Origin of the sequence: Pseudomonas sp. ZY71, assembly GCF_036542145.1 — a bacterium.
Lineage (GTDB): Bacteria > Pseudomonadota > Gammaproteobacteria > Pseudomonadales > Pseudomonadaceae > Aquipseudomonas > Aquipseudomonas koreensis_A.
The window spans coordinates 642149-662333 of sequence record NZ_CP144274.1 but is presented as its reverse complement, the minus strand read 5'-3'; the positions used below and the strand labels follow the sequence as shown (position 1 = coordinate 662333).

The window sequence follows — 20185 nt, the reverse complement described above, 5'->3', positions numbered from 1 at the left end:
CGCTCCCACAGGGGATCTCCATTTGACGGGAGCACTCAGTCGAAAGTGATGCCCTGCGCCAGCGGCAGCTCCAGCGAGTAGTTCACGGTGTTGGTCTGGCGGCGCATGTACGCGCGCCATGCGTCGGAGCCCGACTCACGACCACCACCGGTCTCTTTCTCGCCACCAAACGCGCCACCAATTTCTGCACCGCTCGGACCGATGTTGACGTTGGCGATACCGCAATCACTGCCCACCGCCGACATGAACTGCTCGGCTTCGCGTACATCGGTGGTGAAGATGCACGACGACAGGCCTTGTGGCACCGCGTTATTCAGGCGCAGCGCTTCCTGGAAATCGCTGTAACCGACCACGTACAGTATCGGAGCGAAGGTTTCGCTGCAGACCACGTCGCTCTGCTCCGGCATTTCAACGATGGCCGGCGACACGTAATAGGCGTCAGGGAATTGATCTTCCAGTTGGCGCTTGCCGCCAAACACCCGACCGCCCTCGCTCAGTGCCTGCTCCAGCGCGTCCTGCATGTTTTCGAAGCTGTTTTTGTCGATCAGTGGACCAACAAGATTGCCTTCCAGCGGGTTGCCGATGCGCACTTTCGAGTAGGCAGCCTTGAGGCGAGTGACGATTTCTTCCTTCACTGACTCATGGGCAATCAGACGACGCAGAGTGGTGCAGCGCTGACCAGCCGTGCCGACGGCACTGAACAGAATCGCGCGCACCGCCATGTCGAGATCGGCGCTTGGGCCGAGGATCATAGCGTTGTTGCCGCCCAGTTCGAGAATGCTGCGGGCGAAACGCGCGGCAACTTTCGGCGCCACTTCGCGACCCATGCGCGTGCTGCCGGTGGCGCTGATCAGGGCGACACGCGGGTCATCGACCAACGCTTCGCCGGCATCGCGACCACCGATGATCACTTGGCACAGGTTCGCCGGAGCATCGGTGAAGTTCTTCACCACGCGGTCGAACAGGGCCTGACAGGCCAACGCGGTCAGCGGAGTTTTCTCCGACGGTTTCCACACCACCGGGTTGCCGCAGACCAGCGCCAGCGTGGTGTTCCACGCCCACACCGCGACCGGGAAGTTGAACGCGCTGATCACCCCGACCACGCCCAGTGGATGCCAGGTTTCGCGCATATGGTGGCCCGGACGCTCGGAGGCGATGGTCAAACCGTAGAGCTGACGGGACAGGCCGACGGCGAAATCACAGATGTCGATCATCTCCTGCACTTCACCCAGACCTTCCTGGGTGATCTTGCCGGCCTCCCAGGAAACCAGCTCGCCAAGATCAGTCTTGTATTCGCGCAGCACTTCACCGAATTGACGCACCAACTCGCCGCGACGTGGGGCCGGCACTTTGCGCCACTGCTCGAACGCATGATCTGCGCGACTGATGTGCTGCTCGACTTCCGCCGGGCCTTCCCAGTTGACGGCGGCGATGCGGCTGCCGTCGATCGGCGAATGCACCGGCACTTTGCCGTTCTGATAAAGGGCCGGGTTCACACCAAGACGATCAAGCAATGCGGCAACCATGGGTCACTCCTCAAGCAAAAAACTGAATGTGTGCGGCCACTGTTTCGCGACCGGGCAGGCCTTTAGTTGTAGCGTCACAATGGCAAGGCAACAAACGACCTTTACGCGAGATATCATTCCGTTTATTCATGCTGCGCACAGAAAGACAAGAAAAGGATCGGCCATGCTGAACAAACGCCACTTGCCCTCGATCACCGCCCTGCAGTGTTTTGAGGCCGTGACCCGGCACTTGAGCTTTACCCGCGCCGCCGAGGAACTGAACCTGACCCAGAGCGCGGTGAGCAAACAGGTCGCGCAGCTGGAAGAGCTGCTGCAGCACTTGTTGTTCCGCCGCGTGCGTCGGCGCTTGCAGATGACCCCGGCCGGGGATTTGTACTTGGTCGAAGTACGAAAAATTCTCTCGCAAGTGGAGATGTCGACGCATTACCTGCGTTCCTACGGCGGCGAAACTGAAGTCCTGCGCGTCTCTACGCCTTCGACCTTCGGCGCGCGCTGGCTGGTGCCGCGCCTGAAAGGCTGGCGGCTGCGCCATCCGTCAATCCATTTGGACTTGTGCAACGAGCAGGAAGCCGATGATCTGCTGCAAGGGCGCAGCGATCTGGCGTTCTACTTCGGCCAGGGTTCACGGCCCGGCACCGAATGCCTGAAGTTGTTCGGCGAAGAGCTGGTACCGGTCTGCGCGCCGGGCAGCCTGCCGGACACGCCGTTCACTGATCCGACGCAACTCACCGATCTGGTGCTCCTGCAAAATGCCTCGCGCCCACAGGCATGGCACGACTGGTTCGACAGTCAGGGTTATCAGACCGAACACAGCTACCACGGCCCGCGTTTCGAAACCTTTTATATGTGCATCCGCGCCGCACAGGTCGGCTGCGGTGTGGCGTTGTTGCCACGGTTTCTGGTGGAAGAGGAATTGACCGACGGCAAACTGGTCATTCCCTTTGAGCATGCCATGCCCAGCACTGACGCCTATTACCTGGCGTACCCGGAGCATGCGGCGGAAGTGCCGAAGGTGCGGGATTTTGTGAAGTGGATGCTCGAACAGATCGACAGCCCGGAGATTTGACTCGATTGAAAATTGTGGGAGCGAGCCTGCTCGCGAAGAGGCCGGCACATTCAATACCCATTTCGACTGAAATGACGCCTTCGCGAGCAGGCTCGCTCCCACAATGGATCTGATGCGTTGTCAAAAAATGCTGGCAATCCGCACCGTTGATATGCGCCACTAGCGCCATTGTTTGAGACCGCGCACAGGCGCGGCGCACCTGGAGACCCCGTTATGAGCGAGAGTGTGTTTGCCGATCGCATCGTGCAGAACCTGCTCGACACCGACTTCTACAAACTGACGATGATGCAGGCGGTGCTGCACAACTACCCCAACGTCGAAGTCGAATGGGAGTTTCGTTGCCGTAACAGCGAGGATCTGCGCCCGTATCTGGCCGAGATCCGTTTTCAGATCGAGCGCCTGGCCGAGCTGAGCCTGAGCGCCGATCAACTGAGTTTCCTTGAGCGGATCAGCTTCCTCAAACCGGATTTCCTGCGCTTTCTCGGCCTGTTCCGCTTCAACCTGCGTTACGTGCACACCGGCATCGAAAACGGCGAGCTGTTCATCCGTCTGCGCGGGCCGTGGCTGCATGTGATTCTCTATGAAGTGCCGTTGCTGGCGATCGTCAGCGAAGTACGCAACCGCTATCGCTACCGTGAAACCGTGCTCGAACAGGCGCGCGAACAGCTCTATCGCAAGTTCGACTGGCTGACCGCCAATGCCTCGGCCGATGAGTTGTCGCAGCTGCAGGTCGCCGATTTCGGCACCCGCCGCCGTTTTTCGTACGGCGTGCAGGCAGAAGTGGTGAATGTGCTCAAGCACGACTTCCCCGGACGCTTCGTCGGCACCAGCAACGTGCACTTGTCCCGCGAACTGGACATGAAACCGCTGGGCACCATGGCTCACGAGTGGATCATGGCCCACCAGCAACTCGGCCCACGACTGATCGACAGCCAGATCGCCGCGCTCGATTGCTGGGTTCGCGAATATCGTGGCCTGCTGGGGATCGCCCTCACCGACTGCATTACCACCGATGCCTTCCTCGGCGATTTCGATCTGTTCTTCGCCAAGCTGTTCGACGGCCTGCGCCATGACTCCGGCGATCCTGTGGTGTGGGGCGAAAAATGCATCGCGCACTATCACAGGCTCGGCATCGACCCGATGAGCAAGACCCTGGTGTTCTCCGACAGCCTGACCCTGCCCAAGTCGCTGGAGATCTTCCGCGCGCTGCACGGTCGGATCAATGTCAGCTTCGGCATCGGCACCAACCTCACCTGTGACATTCCGGGTGTCGAACCGATGAGCATCGTGCTTAAAATGACTGCCTGCAACGGCCAACCGGTGGCGAAGATCTCCGACGAGCCAGGCAAGTCCCACTGCAAAGACCCGAATTTCGTCGCCTACTTGCGACACGTGTTCCAGGTTCCTGCCGATTCCAGTCTATCTAGCAAGGAGTGAATTCATGCAAGCCGTACAGCGTGAGATTGCGCAGCAGCTCAAGGTGCAACCGCCGTTCGCCGACTACAAGGCTCTGCAGGCCGAAGTCGCCCGGCGCATTACCTTCATTCAGGATTGCCTGGTCAATTCCGGGCTCAAGACGCTGGTGCTCGGCATCAGCGGCGGTGTCGATTCGCTGACCGCAGGCCTCTTGGCCCAGCGCGCGATGCGTGAGCTGCGCGACCAGACCGGCGACAACAGCTACAAATTCATCGCCGTGCGCCTGCCGTACGAAACCCAGTTCGACGAGCACGACGCTCAGGCTTCGGTGGATTTCATCGCTCCAGACGAGCGCCACACCGTCAACATCGGCCCGGCGGTGAAATCGCTGGCCAGTGAAGTCGCGGCGTTTGAAGGCAAGCACGCGGTGTCGGTGGACTTTGTGCTCGGCAATACCAAGGCGCGGATGCGCATGGTCGCCCAATACACCATCGCCGGCGCGGCGCAGGGTCTGGTGATCGGTACCGATCATGCGGCGGAAGCGGTGATGGGTTTCTTCACCAAGTTCGGCGACGGCGCTTGTGATCTGGCACCGCTCAGTGGTCTGGTGAAGAATCAGGTGCGGGCGATTGCGCGCAGCTTTGGCGCGCCAGAGTCACTGGTCGAGAAAGTGCCAACGGCGGACCTTGAGGATCTGTCGCCGGGCAAACCGGACGAAGCGTCCCATGGTGTGACCTATGCCGAAATCGATGCGTTCCTGCACGGTGAGCCGGTGCGTCAGGAAGCGTTCGACATCATCGTCGCGACCTACAACAAGACCCATCACAAACGCGTGATGCCGTTCGCACCCTGAGCGGGTACAAAACGGCAAAAACTGTCGCAGACGGCGATCCCGGTTTCGAGGATGACAATCGAAGATCGCTGCCTGCGCCAGCTTCGCCGCGGTATCCGCAGACTTGCAATCAGTGCTTCACGCGAGTTTCAGCGGGCGCCGCGTTGACAGTCACGGTGTAGGTCTCAGACTCTGCAGTTGCATCCTTGGCTTTCAGCACATAGGTTGCGCCAGCTGCGAGGACGAACTCGCCACTCCAGATGCCATTCGCCGCCGTAAACGTTTCAATCGGCGTCGTGTCAGCACCCTCCAGCAACTCGATCTCGCCGTCTTTTGCCGTGCCGCCGATCGTCAGAGTGGTGTCGTCGGTAGCCCCACCGTCTGCTACGTCGCCTTTCGAATCCTGCAGCGAAGTGATCTCTAACTCGACTTCGGGTTCATCGCTGACAGTCACGGTGTGGGTCTCGGATTTTTCGCCGTCTACGTCCTCGGCTTTCAGCACATAGGTTTTACCCGCCGTGAGCTCGATTTCGCCACTCCAAGTGCCATCCGCTGCCGTGAACGTATTAATCGGAGTCGGGTTATCTCCATCAAGCAACTTGACCTCGCCGTCCTTCGCCGAGCCGGTGATCGTCAGTTGAGTGTCGGTGGTCGTCCCACCGCTTGCTACTTCACCTTTCGAATCCTTCAGCGAAGTGATCTTCACCTCACCTTCGGAGACCTCGCCGACGGTCACGGTATAGAGATCGGACTCCGATCGATCATCCGCTCTGGCTTTCAGCGTGTGGATTTTTCCCGCTGCAAGATCGAGATCGCCGCTCCAAGTGCGATCACTGCCCACGCGAAACATGGCAATCGGTTCAGCAGCAGCACCGTTCAAGATCCATATCTGACCTTCCTTCCACAAGCCATTGATCGTCAGAACGGTTTCTTCGGTCGAGCCGCCGTTCTCAACATTCCCTGTGGAATCTTTCAACGTTTCGATAAAGGGTTTGGTCGCAACCGCATTCAAGGTAAATGGATCGGTGCGCTCCTCCTCATGGGCCAGCCGATATTCGTGCGGTCCATCCGGAAGATCATCTAGCAAAAAAGACAGGTCGCCCGCATTGTTTGTCTGGCCGCGGTATTTCGGCACATCATCGATAAGGAGCTGCAGAATGGCGTCGCCAGGCCCGGTGACGGTGAAGTTGGCTCTTGCGGAAAAAATCGCGCCGCCGTCGGGAACGTCCTGCCCACCTGAAAACACGTTAACGATTTTCAGGTCGGCTAAGGTCGAGTTTTTGCTCTTGGCATTCATGTGGAAATCCTCTTTGCAATCGTCTGGAAAGAAGACTCATGTAAGCCCGACTTTGAAGCAGTGGTCTACTGTCAGAAATAACAGGTAGGCGCCTAATTCGGACGAACGGTAGTTTAGCGCCGGACGCAAAAACGCCGCTGGCGATCATCGCGCAGCGGCGTTTCCTGCAATACTTGAACCCGGATTTACTTGAGGGTGACAGTGCCTTTCATCATCGAGATGTGGCCAGGGAACGAGCAGAAGAAGCCGTATTTTTCAGCGGCATCCAGCTTCGATACGTCAAAGGTCACCGAATCGGTTTCCTTGGCGCCGATGATCTTGGTGTGAGCGATGATGCGCGCGTCACCTTCGGGCAGGTAGTTCTTGTCGATACCGGCGGCCAGGCCAGCGGTAGCGATTGGCTGCATGTCAGCTTCTTTGCTGATCACCAGGTTATGGCCCATGACGTTCTTCGGCAGGTTGCCGGAGTGAGTCAGTTCGATAGTGAAAGTCTTGCAGCTCTTGTCGATTTCGATGGCTTTGGTGCTGAAGGACATCTGATCGGTGGAGTCAACGGTGGTTTTGCACTCGGCAGCCATCAATTGGCTGCTGGCCAGCGCCAGCAGGGATACCGCAACAACTTTGGAAAACATGGTGAATCTCCAAGGCAGGGTTAACAAAAACACGAATGGTGGAAAGACTGCCTGAAATCTTCGCAAGTTCCTATGACTTGAGTCAAAAATTGTATACAACTTTCAGGCTATGACACTCATCGACACAATCTAACGGCCAGATTCTCCGGCCGGCCCTATGATCGGCGCATCTACTGAGACGGAGTGCCTGTCATGTTCTTTAACGGTCTGTTGTGCAGTTTGCTTGCCGCCTACGCCTGTGGCGCCAGCGGTACCTTTGAATCACCGGAACGCGAAGTTTAGGCCTTGGATCACGGCGTGCCAGCCATTACCCTGTGACGGATTGACCCAGGAGGAAGGCATGTCTCTGAAATCCGTATGTGTATTTTGCGGTGCCAATGCGGGCACTGATCCGGCTTACACCGAAGCCGCCATTGCCCTTGGCCGGGCCTTGGCTGAACGTAAACTGACCCTGGTCTACGGCGGTGGTGCTGTGGGCTTGATGGGCGTTGTCGCCGATGCCGCGCTGGCCGCTGGCGGTGAAGTGATCGGCATCATCCCGCAGAGCCTGATGGACAAGGAAATCGGCCACAAGAGCCTGACGCGTCTGGAAGTGGTCGATGGCATGCACGCGCGCAAGGCGCGCATGGCTGAACTGAGCGATGCGTTCATCGCCCTGCCCGGCGGCCTCGGTACGCTGGAAGAATTGTTCGAAGTATGGACCTGGGGCCAGCTCGGTTACCACGGCAAGCCGCTGGGCCTGCTGGAAGTGAACGGTTTCTACAGCAAACTCACCGCTTTTCTTGACCATATCGTCGGCGAAGGCTTCGTTCGGGCACCACACCGTGACATGCTGCAAGTGAGCGAATCGCCGCAAACACTGCTCGATGCCCTGGATAACTGGAAGCCGACCGTCACGCCCAAATGGGTCGACCAAAAACCCGGCTAACCACCGGGCACCGATACAGGGCAGAATACGCGCCGCTCAACCTCACCTTCGACCAAGAGGAACGCCCATGGCCAAACCCAATTACTCCTTCGCCAAACGTCAGCGAGACCTGGCAAAGGAACAGAAGAAAGAGGAAAAGCTTCAGCGCAAGAAACAAACCGCTGAAGAAGCAGCACTGAACCCTGAGGGTGAAGTGGCACCGGAAGATGATGTTGATGCAACTGAAACACCGAAAGATCAGGCGCCCGACGCCTGAACCCCACCGGGTTTGATCATCGAATCAGGCCCTGCGGATTTGTGACGGGGCTGGCGGTTTCACTGCCGGCCCTCACAGCCCTCTCAGCCCCCCCCCCAATTTCCTTGTAGGAGTGAGCCTGCTCGCGATAGCGGTGTGTCAGTTGAAATATTTGCCGCTGACACACCGCTATCGCGAGCAGGCTCGCTCCCACATTTTGATCATCGTTAATCCAGTGGCATTACGGTGACGCGCACTTCCGGGTCGTGGTTGCCGCCGCCTAGGATCACCCCGCGCAACGGTGACACGTCGGAAAAATCCCGCCCCCACGCCAGCGTGATGTGCTCCAGCGCCGGCTGCACATTGTTGGTCGGATCGAAATCCACCCAGCCCAGCACCGGACAAAACACCGACACCCAGGCGTGCGACGCATCGGCGCCGATCAAGCGTGGCTGCCCCGGCGGCGGCTGCGTCAGCAAATAACCACTGATGTAGCGCGCCGCCAAGCCTCGCGAGCGCACGCACGCCAGCATCAAATGCGCAAAGTCCTGACAAACCCCGCGTCGTCGCTCCAGCACCTCCACCAGCGGTGTCGCCACCTGAGTCGCCTCGGCATCGAAAGTGAATTCGCTGAAGATCTTCTGCATCAAGTCCTGCACGCCCAGCAGCAACGGCGTGCCCGGCGGAAAACAACTTTGCGAGAATTCGACGAAACTGCGTTTCAGATGCACGTACGGTGACTGAAACCGGTAGCGACAGGCTTCGAGTAATTCAGCGGACAACGGCTGACTGCTGTAACTCAGCGCATCGCGGGTCAGCTCCCAGGCGGGTGACTGCTTGAAGTCCAGCGCCGGCCGCGCCAGCACTTCAACGGTGAGTTGTGCATTGACCTGCAATTCGTCATGCGGCCGCTCAAAGGCCAGCCGGGTCAACGGATTACCAAACACATCCAGCTCATCACGGCGTGCTGTCGGGTCCGGACTGATCAGCAATTGCTGATCGGTGCAGCGCTGCCATTCGCATTTTCGCGGCCACAAGTGCGCCAGTTGCTGCGCCAGGGACACCGGGCTGTCGTAGTGGTAACAGGTGTCGTGGAAAATCTGGTATCGAGCATTCATCAGACAGACACCGTACGTTGGCTGACGTCATCGACATGGGCGAAATGGCGCAGGGCCAGACGATCCGACACTTGCCCACTGGCCTCGGCAATCTCTTGCAGCAGATCCGCCAGACCATTCAGAGCCGCTCGTACGCTGGACTCACCGAACAATGGGTTCTCCAGGCAACCCAGATCAAAACGCGCAAGACGCTCGACCAACTGCGGCAACCCCGCTTCCCGTGGCACACCGAAATCATCGTTCAAACGCTTCAAGGTGCGTGTGACGAGTTTTAGCTGGAACAACACCGCATGTGGGTTTTGTTCATCGAGCAGCAACAGGTCGAGCACTGGAATCAATTGCGCCACGGCCAGATAACGTGAGCGGTAGGTGATGCTGCTGTTGCCCAACTCCAGCAACCACTCCAGCCCAGTCTGATCGAATGCGCCGGCACCACGCAGAAATGCCGCGAGGCTGCTGCTGAGAAACTGCAGTCGCTCGATGCGCCGGCCAATCATCAGAAACCGCCAGCCTTCGTCGCGAGTCATGTCGTCGAGGGCAAACCCGGACAACGCCGCCAACGACATCACCAGCCGATTCAGGAAATCCAGCAGCTCGCCGAAGTCGGGTTCGTCGGTGTCCAGGTCCATCGCTTCGCGCTGCAACTCCACCAACGCCTGCCAGTTCTCGCGCGAGAGCTTGCCACGCACCTGCGAGGCCGCCCACTGCAAACGCTGCAGGTTGGAACGCAGACTGAACGACCAGTCCTCACCCAGCAGCGCTGCCAACAGGCGCTCAGGAAGTTCACCTTCGTCCGGCAGCAACGTCAGCCGCTCACCGAGGTCGACCGCCGCCTGCAACGCTTGCGGGTCATCACCATCGACATACCGCGCAAGCATGATGCGCAGCAGCCGCGCACTGTCGTCACAGCGCTCACAGTAACGGCCGAACCAGAACAGGTTCTCAACGACTCGCGACGGGAGATAAGGGTCGCGTCGCACCAGATCGTGCACGCCGACGCTTCGCTGACTCTTCCATTGCTCGCCACTGGGCGGGCGATCACCGAGCACCCAAGTGTCCTTGCTGGCGCCGCCGCGCTGCATTGATACCACTTCGGCATCGGCCTCGGCGGCCACCCGGGTCAAACCACCGGGAAGCACGCGATAACCCTCACCACTGGCCACGGCGTACATACGCATGCCGATCGCCCGTGGTTGCAGTTGACCGTTTTCCGCCTGCCAGATCGGCGCGTGGGACAACTGAGCCAATTCTTGCGCCACATAAGCATAAGGGCGTGCCTGCATGCGCTCGGCAAGCACCTGACGCTGTTTTTCACTCAGATCACGGCCGAACACAGGTGCGAAGCTTTGCGAGGGGAACGCCGGTTTGATCAGCAGTTCGGGCAGTTTTTCCAGGGCTTGCGCCAATACCGGCGCCTCACCGCACCACCACGTCGCAATCGACGGCAGGATCAGTTCTTCGCCAAACAGGTATTGATTGATCCTGGGCAGAAACCCAAGCAATCCCGGCGACTCCAGCACGCCACTGCCCAACGCGTTGGCCACCAGCACGCGGCCCTGACGCACCGCCTCAAGCAACCCGGGTACGCCAAGTGCCGAGTCCGTGCGCAACTCCAGCGGATCGCAGAAATCGTCATCGAGGCGGCGCATGATCGCGTGCACCCGACGCAGGCCACTAAGGGTTTTCAGATAGACCGTGGCGTCGCGCACCGTCAGATCACCGCCCTCGACCAGCGGGTAACCAAGCTGACGAGCCAGATACAAATGTTCGAAATAACTTTCGTTGAAGCGCCCCGGTGTGAGCAGCACCACCAGCGGCGCCTCATCGTCACTTGGCGCCTGACGCGCGAGGGTTTCCTGCAATGCGCGGAAGAAACCCGCCAGATGCTGCACCTTCAGATCACGGTACAACTCGGGAAAGGCACGGGACACAATGGTGCGGTTTTCCAGGGCATACCCGGCGCCCGATGGCGCTTGTGTGCGATCGGCAGTCACCCACCAGCGCCCGTCCGGCGTACGTGCCAGATCCACGGCGTACAGGTGCAGAAATATCTCTTCCGGCGGCGCGATATGCTGACACGGCCAGAGAAAATTGTTGTGACCAAACACCAGCTCTGCCGGCAACAAACCTTCGCTGATCAGCCGTTGCGGGCCGTACAAGTCCGCCAACACAGCATTGAGCAGGCGCGCACGCTGAGCGATGCCTGCCGACAATTGCTGCCATTCATCGGCGGCTATCACATGCGGCAGCAGATCCAGTTCCCAAGGCCGATCCGCGCCTTTGGGATCGGCATAGACGTTATACGTGACACCGTTTTCCTGAATCTGCCGTGCCAGCAATGCCTGACGCTGCACCAGTTGCGCCGGGGTGCTGCGCTGTAACTGATCGAACAGCCGCCGCCAGTGCGGGCGCACCGCACCACTGCCTTCGAGCAGTTCATGATAAGTGCCCGCCGTAAGCGGGTAGCGGTCTAGCAGGTCAGGCATGGAAAACTCGGCAGACAGCAAGGAACGGTCAGACTAACGCAGGCAGATGACGCGCGGATATACGAAAAATCCGCGTGTCGCGTAGGCCTTAGAAACGTCGCAAATCGATTGTCATCGGTAGCTCGTCACTGATTTCTACATTCGGTATAGGAAGTTTCCCCGGCGTGTGTCCGATGCGGAAGAATCGCGCCATCCGCCGGCTCTCCGCTTCGTTGGCGTTGACTGGCAATGTCTCGTAATTGCGCCCGCCCGGATGGGCGACATGGTACTGACAACCGCCCAGCGAGCGGCCCATCCAGGTGTCGAGCAGGTCGAACACCAGCGGCGCGTGCACCGGGATGGTCGGCTGCAAGCAATTAGCCGGTTGCCACGCGCGATAACGCACCCCAGCGACGAACTCTCCCACGCGTCCGGTCGGATGCAATGGCACGGCGATGCCATTACAGGTCAGCAGATAACGCTGCGGCGGCAAGCCTTTGAGCTTGACCTGCAGGCGCTCCAGCGATGAATCGACGTAACGCACTGTGCCACCTGCCGCGCCCTCCTCACCCAGGACATGCCATGGCTCCAGCGCCTGACGCAATTCGAGCTCGATACCGTTAACGGCGTAATCGCCGACCTTGGGAAAACGAAATTCCTGATGCGCGGCAAACCATTCCGCGCGCAGTGGATAGCCAGCGCTGTTGAGTTCGACGATGACGTCGGCAAAGTCCTGTTCGATAAAGTGTGGCAGCAAGAAACGGTCGTGCAGCTCGGTGCCCCAGCGCGCCAGTTTCGGCGGTGCATAAGGCTCACGCCAGAAACGTGCGACCAGCGCCCGCAGCAATAACTGCTGGGCCAGACTCATCCGCGCATGGGGCGGCATTTCAAACGCGCGCAATTCCAGCAAGCCAAGACGTCCGGTGGCGCCGTCCGGCGAGTACAGTTTGTCGATGCAGAACTCGGCACGGTGCGTATTGCCGGTGACGTCGATCAGCAAATTGCGCAGCAGTCGATCGACCAGCCACGGTGCGCATTCCTCACCTGGCTCGGGCATCTGCGCGAAAGCGATTTCCAGTTCGTACAGCGCGTCATTGCGCGCCTCGTCAACCCGTGGCGCCTGCGACGTCGGACCGATGAACAAACCGGAAAACAGGTATGACAGCGATGGATGGTTATGCCAGTAGCTGATCAGACTGCGCAGCAGATCCGGGCGACGCAGGAACGGTGAATCCGCTGGCGTCGCGCCACCGAGTACAAAGTGGTTGCCGCCACCGGTGCCGGTGTGACGGCCATCGATCATGAATTTCTCGGTGGTCAGGCGAGTCTGCCTTGCCTCTTCATACAGAAACTCGGTGCGTTCGACCAACTCGTCCCATGTCGCCGACGGCTGCACGTTAACTTCGATCACGCCCGGATCCGGGGTGATGCGGAAATTGCTCAAGCGCTGATCAGCCGGCGGCTCGTAGCCTTCCAGCAGCACCGGGCAATGTAATTCCTCGGCGGTGGCCTCGATGGCCGCGACCAGTTCCAGATAATCCTCGACCCGCTCCAGCGGCGGCATGAACAAGTACAAACGCCCTTCGCGGGCCTCAGCGCAGAATGCGGTGCGGGTCAGCCAGTCGGCGGATTCGTCGATTTTTGGCGCGCGTTCGTCGGGCATCGCCGCTTCGCCTGGACTATTGAGCAGCGCAGTTTGCGGCAACTCGGGGAAATCCTGATTCGGGTCCTGTGGATGAATAAACGGATATTCGGCGGCTTTCACCCACGGCTGCGAACCCAGCGGCAAGCGATAGCCCAGCGGCGAATCTCCCGGCACCAAACGGCAGTGCTCATCACGCAGATACCAGCGCCCGCTCTGCCACTGATCGCCCTTGGCCGTGCGCGCCAGCGGCAGCACCTGACCAATGACTTTATTCAGGCCCTGACTGAAGACTTTGCGCAGGCGTGCGCGCTCAAGCGGCTCTTCAAGACGCGAATCTTCGGCGCTGACGTTGCCGGGCAATGTGCCCTCGCGCCAGAGGTAATAGAAATTGTCCTCGTAGGCCGGGAACACAAAACGTGTAGGCAACTTCAGACGCTCGGCGACACTGGCGAGGAAGCGCCCGGCCAATTCGCCATTGGCGCCGTAATCCTGTTGCTCGTCGGCGATCAAAGCGTCGTTGTGCCAGATCGGCACGCCGTCGCGGCGCCAGTAGCAATTGAGCGACCAGCGCGGCAATTGCTCGCCGGGATACCACTTGCCCTGACCGAAATGCACCAGACCTTTCGGCGCGTAATGCTTGCGCATGCGCTGGAACAGTTCGGCGGAAAGTCTACGTTTATCCGCGCCCAACGCAGCGGTATTCCACTCGGCGCCATCCGGATCATCGATGGAGACGAAGGTCGGCTCGCCGCCCATGGTCAGGCGTACGTCATCCGCCAGCAGGTCGGCATCGATCTGCCGGCCGAGCGCCTGAATCGCCAGCCACTGCTCATCGGTGTAGGGCTTGGTGACGCGCGGAGCCTCCCAGATCCGCTCGACCGACATTTCGTGGCTGAACTCACATTCGCAGGGCTCGACCAAGCCACTGATCGGCGCCGCCGAGGACGGATCGGGACTACACGCCAACGGGATATGCCCTTCACCGGCAAACAGCCCGGAAGTCGCATCGAGGCCGATCCAGCCCGCGCCCGGCAGATACACCTCGCACCAGGCGTGCAGGTCGGTGAAATCGACTTCAGTGCCGGACGGGCCGTCGAGGCTTTTCACGTCTGCCGTGAGTTGAATCAGATAACCGGAGACAAACCGCGCCGCTAAGCCGAGGTTACGCAGCAACTGCACCAGTAGCCACGCCGAGTCGCGGCAGGAACCCGAGGCATGCTCAAGGGTGTGTTCCGGCGTCTGCACGCCCGGCTCCATGCGGATCAGGTAACCGATGTCTTCGCTCAAGCGCTGGTTGAGCGCCACGAGGAAGTCCACCGCCGGCAGCGGCGTGCGGTCGATGGCATCCAGATAGGCTTTGAATTTCGGCGTCAGTGGCAGGGTTTCGAGGTACGGCGCCAGCTCCTTGCGCTCATCGGCGGCGTAGGAGAAAGGGATTTTCTCGGCATAGGGTTCGAGGAAGAAGTCGAACGGATTGAACACCGCCATCTCGGCGAGCAGATCGACTTCGATGCGCAATTCTTTGGTTTTCTCGGGGAACACCAATCGGGCGAGGTAGTTGCCCTGCGGGTCTTGCTGCCAGTTGATGAAATGCTGCTCGGGCGAGACTTTCAGCGCATACGACAGAATCCGCGTGCGGCTGTGGGCAGCCGGGCGCAGGCGAACGATCTGCGGGCCGAGTTCGACAGCGCGGTCGTAGCGGTAATGCGTGACGTGATGCAATGCGACATGAATCGACACGGCGTGCCTCCTGCGAGCCTAAGCGTATTCGAAAGCGCGCAAGACTTATGCCATGCAGAGGCTTGGGCGCTTTCCCGGAATGCTTAGGGCAGTACAGCACCAAAATCGGGCGATGCGGGGAAATGGTTTGGGCTGATTGCACGTAAATGTTGCGAAGAGCCCCTCACCCCAACCCTCTCCCCGAGGGAGAGGGGACTGATCGAGGTGGATGTTCAAGATACGCCGACTTGAAAGTCTTGAGTCGAACTCAGGTTTGAAAAGCATGGAGATCTGTGGCGAAGAGCCCCTCTCCCTAGCCCTCTCCCGGAGGGAGAGGGGACTGGCCGCGTTGGATGTTGGAGATACGCCGACTTGAAAGTCTCGAGTCGAACTCAAGTTTTGAAAAGCATGGAGATCTGCTCCCTTCCCCCTCGCCCCCATTGGGGGAGAGGGCTGGGGTGAGGGGGATGGATCTTGCAGACGACAAAAATCCATCCCCCGAAAATGCAAAACGCCAACCCGAAGGTTGGCGTTTGCTTTAGCGCGGCACGACCGGCTTGCGCGTCGGCTTCGGCCCTTTGCCTTTCGCGGCGTCCTTGCGCTCCTTGGCCGCCTGCTGGTTGCGGGCAAACGCCGCTGCCTTGGCCTGTTCACGCTTGTCCCAAGGATTACCACCATCACTGGCACGCGGCGGCAGACCGGTGTGCTGAGTGAGAATCTTGGTGGTCTTCTCTTTGCCTTCCTTCGCCACTTTATGGCTGCCGGCTGGCGTCGAGTTCTTGCGACGGGCGCTCTGATAGCTGTCGGTCGCCGGTTGATGGGTCGGGATCAGTTGATCCTTACCCGGGCCAATCAAATCGCCACGGCCCATGCGGATCAGCGCTTCACGCAGCATCGGCCAGCCTTTCGGGTCGTGATAACGCAAGAACGCCTTGTGCAGACGACGCTGCTCTTCGCTCTTGACGATGGTCACGCCGTCGCTCTTGTAAGTGACCTTGCGCAGCGGGTTCTTGCCCGAGTGGTACATCGCGGTGGCGGTGGCCATCGGCGACGGGTAGAACGCCTGCACCTGGTCGGCGCGGAAGCCGTTACCCTTGAGCCACAGAGCGAGGTTCATCATGTCTTCGTCGGTGGTGCCCGGGTGGGCGGCGATGAAGTACGGAATCAGGTACTGCTCTTTGCCCGCTTCCTTGGTGTACTTCTCGAACATGCGCTTGAACTTGTCATAGCTGCCAATGCCCGGCTTCATCATCTGGTTGAGCGGACCTTCCTCGGTGTGTTCCGGGGCGATCTTCAGGTAACCACCGACGTGGTGGGTCACCAGCTCTTTGACGTACTCCGGCGACTCGACCGCGAGGTCATAACGCAGGCCGGAGGCGATCAGAATCTTCTTCACACCCGGCAACGCACGGGCGCTGCGGTACAGCTGAATCAGCGACGAGTGGTCGGTGTTGAGGTTCGGGCAGATGCCCGGGAACACGCAGGACGGCTTGCGGCACGCCGATTCGATTTCCGGTGTTTTGCAGGCGATGCGATACATGTTCGCGGTCGGCCCGCCGAGGTCGGAAATGACGCCGGTGAAGCCAGGAACCTTGTCGCGGATCTCTTCGATTTCGCGAATGATCGACTCTTCGGAACGGTTCTGGATGATCCGGCCTTCGTGCTCGGTGATCGAGCAGAAGGTGCAGCCACCGAAGCAGCCACGCATGATGTTCACCGAGAAACGGATCATGTCGTAGGCCGGGATCTTCTCCTTGCCGTACGCCGGGTGCGGAACACGCGCGTACGGCATGCCGAACACGTAGTCCATTTCTTCGGTGGTCATCGGAATCGGCGGCGGGTTGAACCAGACGTCGACTTCGCCGTGCTTCTGCACCAGCGCGCGGGCGTTACCCGGGTTGGTTTCGAGGTGCAGCACGCGGTTGGCGTGGGCATACAGAACCGCATCGCCACGGACCTTTTCAACCGACGGCAGGCGAATCACGGTCTTGTCACGGGTCATGCGCGGGCTGGCCAGAATCTGTACGACCTTGGCTTCCTGCGGATCCTCGACCGGACCCTTTTCCTGCTCGATGGCGCAGGCCTGGGTGTCCTGAGTGTTCACATACGGGTTGATGATCTTGTCGACCTTGCCCGGACGATCGATGCGCGTCGAGTCGACTTCGTACCAGTCTTTCGGCGTATCGCGACGAATGAACGCGGTGCCGCGCACATCAGTGATGTCTTCGATCTTGTGACCGTAGGACAAACGCTGGGCGACTTCGACAATCGCACGCTCGGCGTTGCCGTACAGCAGAATGTCGGCGCTGGCGTCGATCAGGATCGAGTTACGCACGCGATCCTGCCAGTAATCGTAGTGGGCGATGCGGCGCAGCGAGGCTTCGATGCCGCCAAGGACGATCGGCACGTGCTTGTAGGCTTCTTTGCAGCGCTGGCTGTAAACCAGGCTCGCGCGGTCCGGACGTTTGCCGGCCATACCGCCTGGCGTGTAAGCGTCATCGGAACGGATTTTCTTGTCCGCGGTGTAGCGGTTGATCATCGAGTCCATGTTGCCCGCCGCAACCCCGAAGAACAGGTTCGGCTCGCCGAGCTTCATGAAGTCGTCTTTGGACTGCCAGTTCGGCTGGGCGATGATCCCGACGCGGAAGCCCTGAGACTCCAGCAGCCGGCCAATGATCGCCATGCCGAACGACGGGTGATCGACGTAGGCATCACCGGTAACAATGATGATGTCGCAGGAATCCCAGCCAAGCTGATCCATCTCCTCCCTGCTCATAGGCAGGAATGGCGCTGGCCCGAAACATTCGGCCCAATATTTTGGATAGTCAAATAACGGCTTGGCTGCTTGCATGTCGACGACCGGTGTTGAAGTGAAAAATCGCGGGCGCGGAATATAGCACAAATTTTGACCAATTCCGACGGCAATGGTCGGTTTCTCTCACAGCCTTCGCGGTACGTGACTTACCCGACAACCGGACAAGAAAATTCACCATTCAAATCACATATTCATCGGCCAGTGCTGAAGCTGGCTGATGTGACAACCCTTCAAGGATGAAGAAATGTCACCGAAATTGCCTGCCAAAGGCCCGCTTACCAGCAACACCACACGAGCCACGCAGTCGACTACTCCTAATCCCCGGGCGCCCAACAACCAGCAACCCGTGCTCGCCAGTTCATCTACCAGCAGCTTTGGAGAACCATCGGGCACCCCGGTCAGACCGGACCTGCAGCCTCGCGTAACAGTCAGCCGGTCAGCGTCCGGGGCGGCCATGGTGTCGTCACCTGCGCGACGACCGCTGGAGGATTACTGGATTCCCGCCGACATCCGCCTGCCTGCTGCCGACACGCAGGGTTTTCGCATCCTCAAGGGACGCCGTTACGTCGATGTGCCGGACGGTCACTGCGTCCTGGTGGCGATCGATCCGAAAATGGGCCTCTACCGAGCCACGCGGACGAGTGAGCGAAATCCTTCCGGCCCGCTGCTGCAGCTTGACCCGCAGAGCAAACTCTGGAGGCCGCTGGAGGGCATACCGTCCATTCGCTCTATCACTGACCTGAACGGGGGGCTGGATGGCCATAAGAAAATGATGGATGAGTCTGCCGCTCTCGCCAGAGAGCTGCACAGCGTCTGGTTCGAATTGAAGGGGCAAGAGGGCGAACGAACTGCAATCGTCAAATATGAGCTTCAGTACCACAGACATCTGGCCGCTGTGGACAAATGCTTCGATTTCTACCTCAAGGAACAGGTCTCACTGCTGATCTACAAAGGCATCAGCGTTTACGAGGCAGAACTGTTCAAGATTCAACTAAAGCGATTCGAAGTTCTTTGCCGAATCATGCAGGCCAGTGATCGGCGCAAACTGATCGAAACGCAGCCCGGGACGTCGGTCACTCCCGAACAACATCGTTCGAACGCCGGTTACTTGAAGAGCAAACTGGCGCTTTTACGCAAGCGCCAAATCATTGCCGAGGAACTACTGCAGAAATCGCAATACAACCAAAACGATTTTTCCGAGTGGGGTTACGACCCTATGGAAATACACAAAGACACTGCCGACTGGCTGCATTCAAAGTGTCAGGTGCTGGCCGCCGAACAGGGTAGTCGCATGCCGGTATTCCTTTCATTGCCGTTTTCAGAACTGACGCGCGCCTTTCTCGATGTCGACGCTATCCCGCAGGAGGCCCGCATTCCTGTATTGAGCGATCTGCTGGAACAATGCACCTCGATCAGGAATTCCTTTGAGTACCTTGAGTTCCCTTCCGCCCACATCACGTCCCGGCAAGAGATCATCGACGCCATCAGGTCATTCGAGAGTACGCTGGAAGATCGGCTGGCCCTCTATCACCGTGATCTGGAAAGTCTTCCATTACTACCCTCGTCCGATCAGTCCATCGACTTCGACTTCATACCGGCCCAACGTGCAAACCAACCGGCATCCATGCCGACAAGGATGTTCCGCAGCAAACAGAACGGCGTTCACAAGATCCGCCTCGGCCAACCGCGACGAGGTGCCGCTGACGAGGAACTGATGGATGTCATGCACCCACACCAACCCGACGAGATCCTGCAGACGTATGAACGGCGCGAGGGAGAGTGGCACCGCCGTGTAGCGCCCCTGGAAGAAAGCCTGTCGAAGCTGACCACCGGAGCCGAGCAGCACTTGGCAATGTCCGATCAGTACTTGCGCGCGGCCTGGCAACAAGAGGCGGCAAAACACAATGCATCAGGCATCGTGGATGAATTGGTCAGCAAAGCCATCGTGCTCGATGACCTCATTCCACAGATAGAAAAAGCGCCAAACCCTTCTGACATCAATGTTGAACCTGTCGTGCAGCGACTCAGGCAAGACAGCCAGCGATTGCGCAACGAAGCCGAAGCAATCCGCATCCGGCTGTTCAAGGACAAAAGCTACCTGAGCGCCGACCGGGTGGTGCACCTGATCAGCCTCGATGAGCTGCGCGTCAAACGCAACAAAAGCCGGCAGCCGCTGGGCAAGGGCGCGAACAAAGAGTTTCTGGACACCTACCTGCTCAGCGACAAGCATACGGGTGAGGGATTATGGGAGGCCCATTTTCACTATCCGAAAACTGGCTCTTCGGCACTGGAGTTCAAAGACCGCGGCGGTCATCTGAAAACGCTTGATCAAGCCCGCGCAGGTGTCTCGTCCCAACGCCGGGATGAACAGGCCGGGCGTCCGCATGTCGCCATCTGGAGACTGACCCTCGATCGCAAGACAGCGCAGAAAATCTTCGACCTGGCGTCGTGAAACCCTGGCTGAACAGCTGTTCCACCGCTTCTTCAAGGA

The 20185-nt window shown here is 59.3% G+C and carries 13 protein-coding genes; 6 read left to right on the top strand and 7 right to left on the bottom strand.

What is annotated here, in order from left to right:
* Window positions 1-35: 35 nt before the first annotated feature.
* Window positions 36-1526 (bottom strand): L-piperidine-6-carboxylate dehydrogenase, encoded by a 1491-nt coding sequence (gene amaB / locus VY732_RS02795; RefSeq protein ID WP_331694027.1) that lies wholly within the window; start codon window positions 1524-1526, stop codon window positions 36-38.
* A gap of 163 nt (window positions 1527-1689) precedes the next feature.
* Between amaB and VY732_RS02790 the strand changes: the two genes are divergently transcribed.
* From VY732_RS02790 to nadE, 3 genes are all read left to right on the top strand, one after another.
* Window positions 1690-2592: a LysR family transcriptional regulator gene (locus tag VY732_RS02790; protein WP_077570670.1), complete on the top strand. Its 903-nt coding sequence runs from the start codon at window positions 1690-1692 to the stop codon at window positions 2590-2592.
* Window positions 2593-2805: 213 nt separating this feature from the next.
* Window positions 2806-4029, top strand: coding sequence for a nicotinate phosphoribosyltransferase (gene pncB / locus VY732_RS02785; protein ID WP_123593058.1), 1224 nt, complete (start codon window positions 2806-2808; stop codon window positions 4027-4029).
* A 4-nt stretch (window positions 4030-4033) separates the two neighbouring features.
* A complete protein-coding gene (nadE, locus tag VY732_RS02780) occupies window positions 4034-4861 on the top strand; it encodes an ammonia-dependent NAD(+) synthetase (RefSeq protein ID WP_331694026.1) in 828 nt (275 codons plus the stop codon).
* Between the two features lie 109 nt (window positions 4862-4970).
* Here the strand turns inward: nadE and VY732_RS02775 are convergent, their stop codons facing one another.
* Complete coding sequence (locus VY732_RS02775) at window positions 4971-6137, bottom strand: hypothetical protein (RefSeq protein ID WP_331694024.1); 1167 nt, start codon at window positions 6135-6137, stop codon at window positions 4971-4973.
* A 185-nt stretch (window positions 6138-6322) separates the two neighbouring features.
* Window positions 6323-6769 carry an azurin gene (azu, locus tag VY732_RS02770; RefSeq protein ID WP_077570662.1) on the bottom strand — a complete coding sequence of 149 codons (447 nt, stop codon included), beginning with the start codon at window positions 6767-6769 and terminating at the stop codon, window positions 6323-6325.
* Between the two features lie 340 nt (window positions 6770-7109).
* Here azu and VY732_RS02765 point away from each other — a divergent pair, with 340 nt between their 5' ends.
* Both VY732_RS02765 and VY732_RS02760 read left to right on the top strand, forming a co-directional pair.
* On the top strand, window positions 7110-7697 hold the full coding sequence (locus VY732_RS02765; RefSeq protein WP_137217678.1) for a TIGR00730 family Rossman fold protein: 588 nt from the start codon (window positions 7110-7112) through the stop codon (window positions 7695-7697).
* A 67-nt stretch (window positions 7698-7764) separates the two neighbouring features.
* Window positions 7765-7953: a hypothetical protein gene (locus VY732_RS02760; RefSeq protein WP_077570658.1), complete on the top strand. Its 189-nt coding sequence runs from the start codon at window positions 7765-7767 to the stop codon at window positions 7951-7953.
* Window positions 7954-8159: 206 nt separating this feature from the next.
* Here VY732_RS02760 and VY732_RS02755 read toward each other — a convergent pair whose 3' ends face one another.
* The 4 genes from VY732_RS02755 to VY732_RS02740 form a co-directional block, all read right to left on the bottom strand.
* The gene (locus tag VY732_RS02755; protein WP_077570656.1) at window positions 8160-9050 is read right to left on the bottom strand and encodes a transglutaminase family protein; all 891 of its coding nucleotides are present in this window, start codon (window positions 9048-9050) and stop codon (window positions 8160-8162) included.
* Window positions 9050-11536, bottom strand: coding sequence for a circularly permuted type 2 ATP-grasp protein (locus tag VY732_RS02750; RefSeq protein ID WP_331694020.1), 2487 nt, complete (start codon window positions 11534-11536; stop codon window positions 9050-9052). The genes VY732_RS02755 and VY732_RS02750 overlap by 1 nt, the downstream gene beginning before the upstream one ends.
* Before the next feature lie 88 nt (window positions 11537-11624).
* Window positions 11625-14900 carry a transglutaminase family protein gene (locus VY732_RS02745; protein WP_331694019.1) on the bottom strand — a complete coding sequence of 1092 codons (3276 nt, stop codon included), beginning with the start codon at window positions 14898-14900 and terminating at the stop codon, window positions 11625-11627.
* A gap of 517 nt (window positions 14901-15417) precedes the next feature.
* Window positions 15418-17730 (bottom strand): YgiQ family radical SAM protein, encoded by a 2313-nt coding sequence (locus VY732_RS02740; protein WP_064388640.1) that lies wholly within the window; start codon window positions 17728-17730, stop codon window positions 15418-15420.
* 208 nt (window positions 17731-17938) lie between these two features.
* On the opposite strand from VY732_RS02740, the gene VY732_RS02735 reads away from it, so the two are divergent.
* Complete coding sequence (locus VY732_RS02735; RefSeq protein ID WP_331694017.1) at window positions 17939-20146, top strand: hypothetical protein; 2208 nt, start codon at window positions 17939-17941, stop codon at window positions 20144-20146.
* Window positions 20147-20185 lie beyond the last annotated feature (39 nt).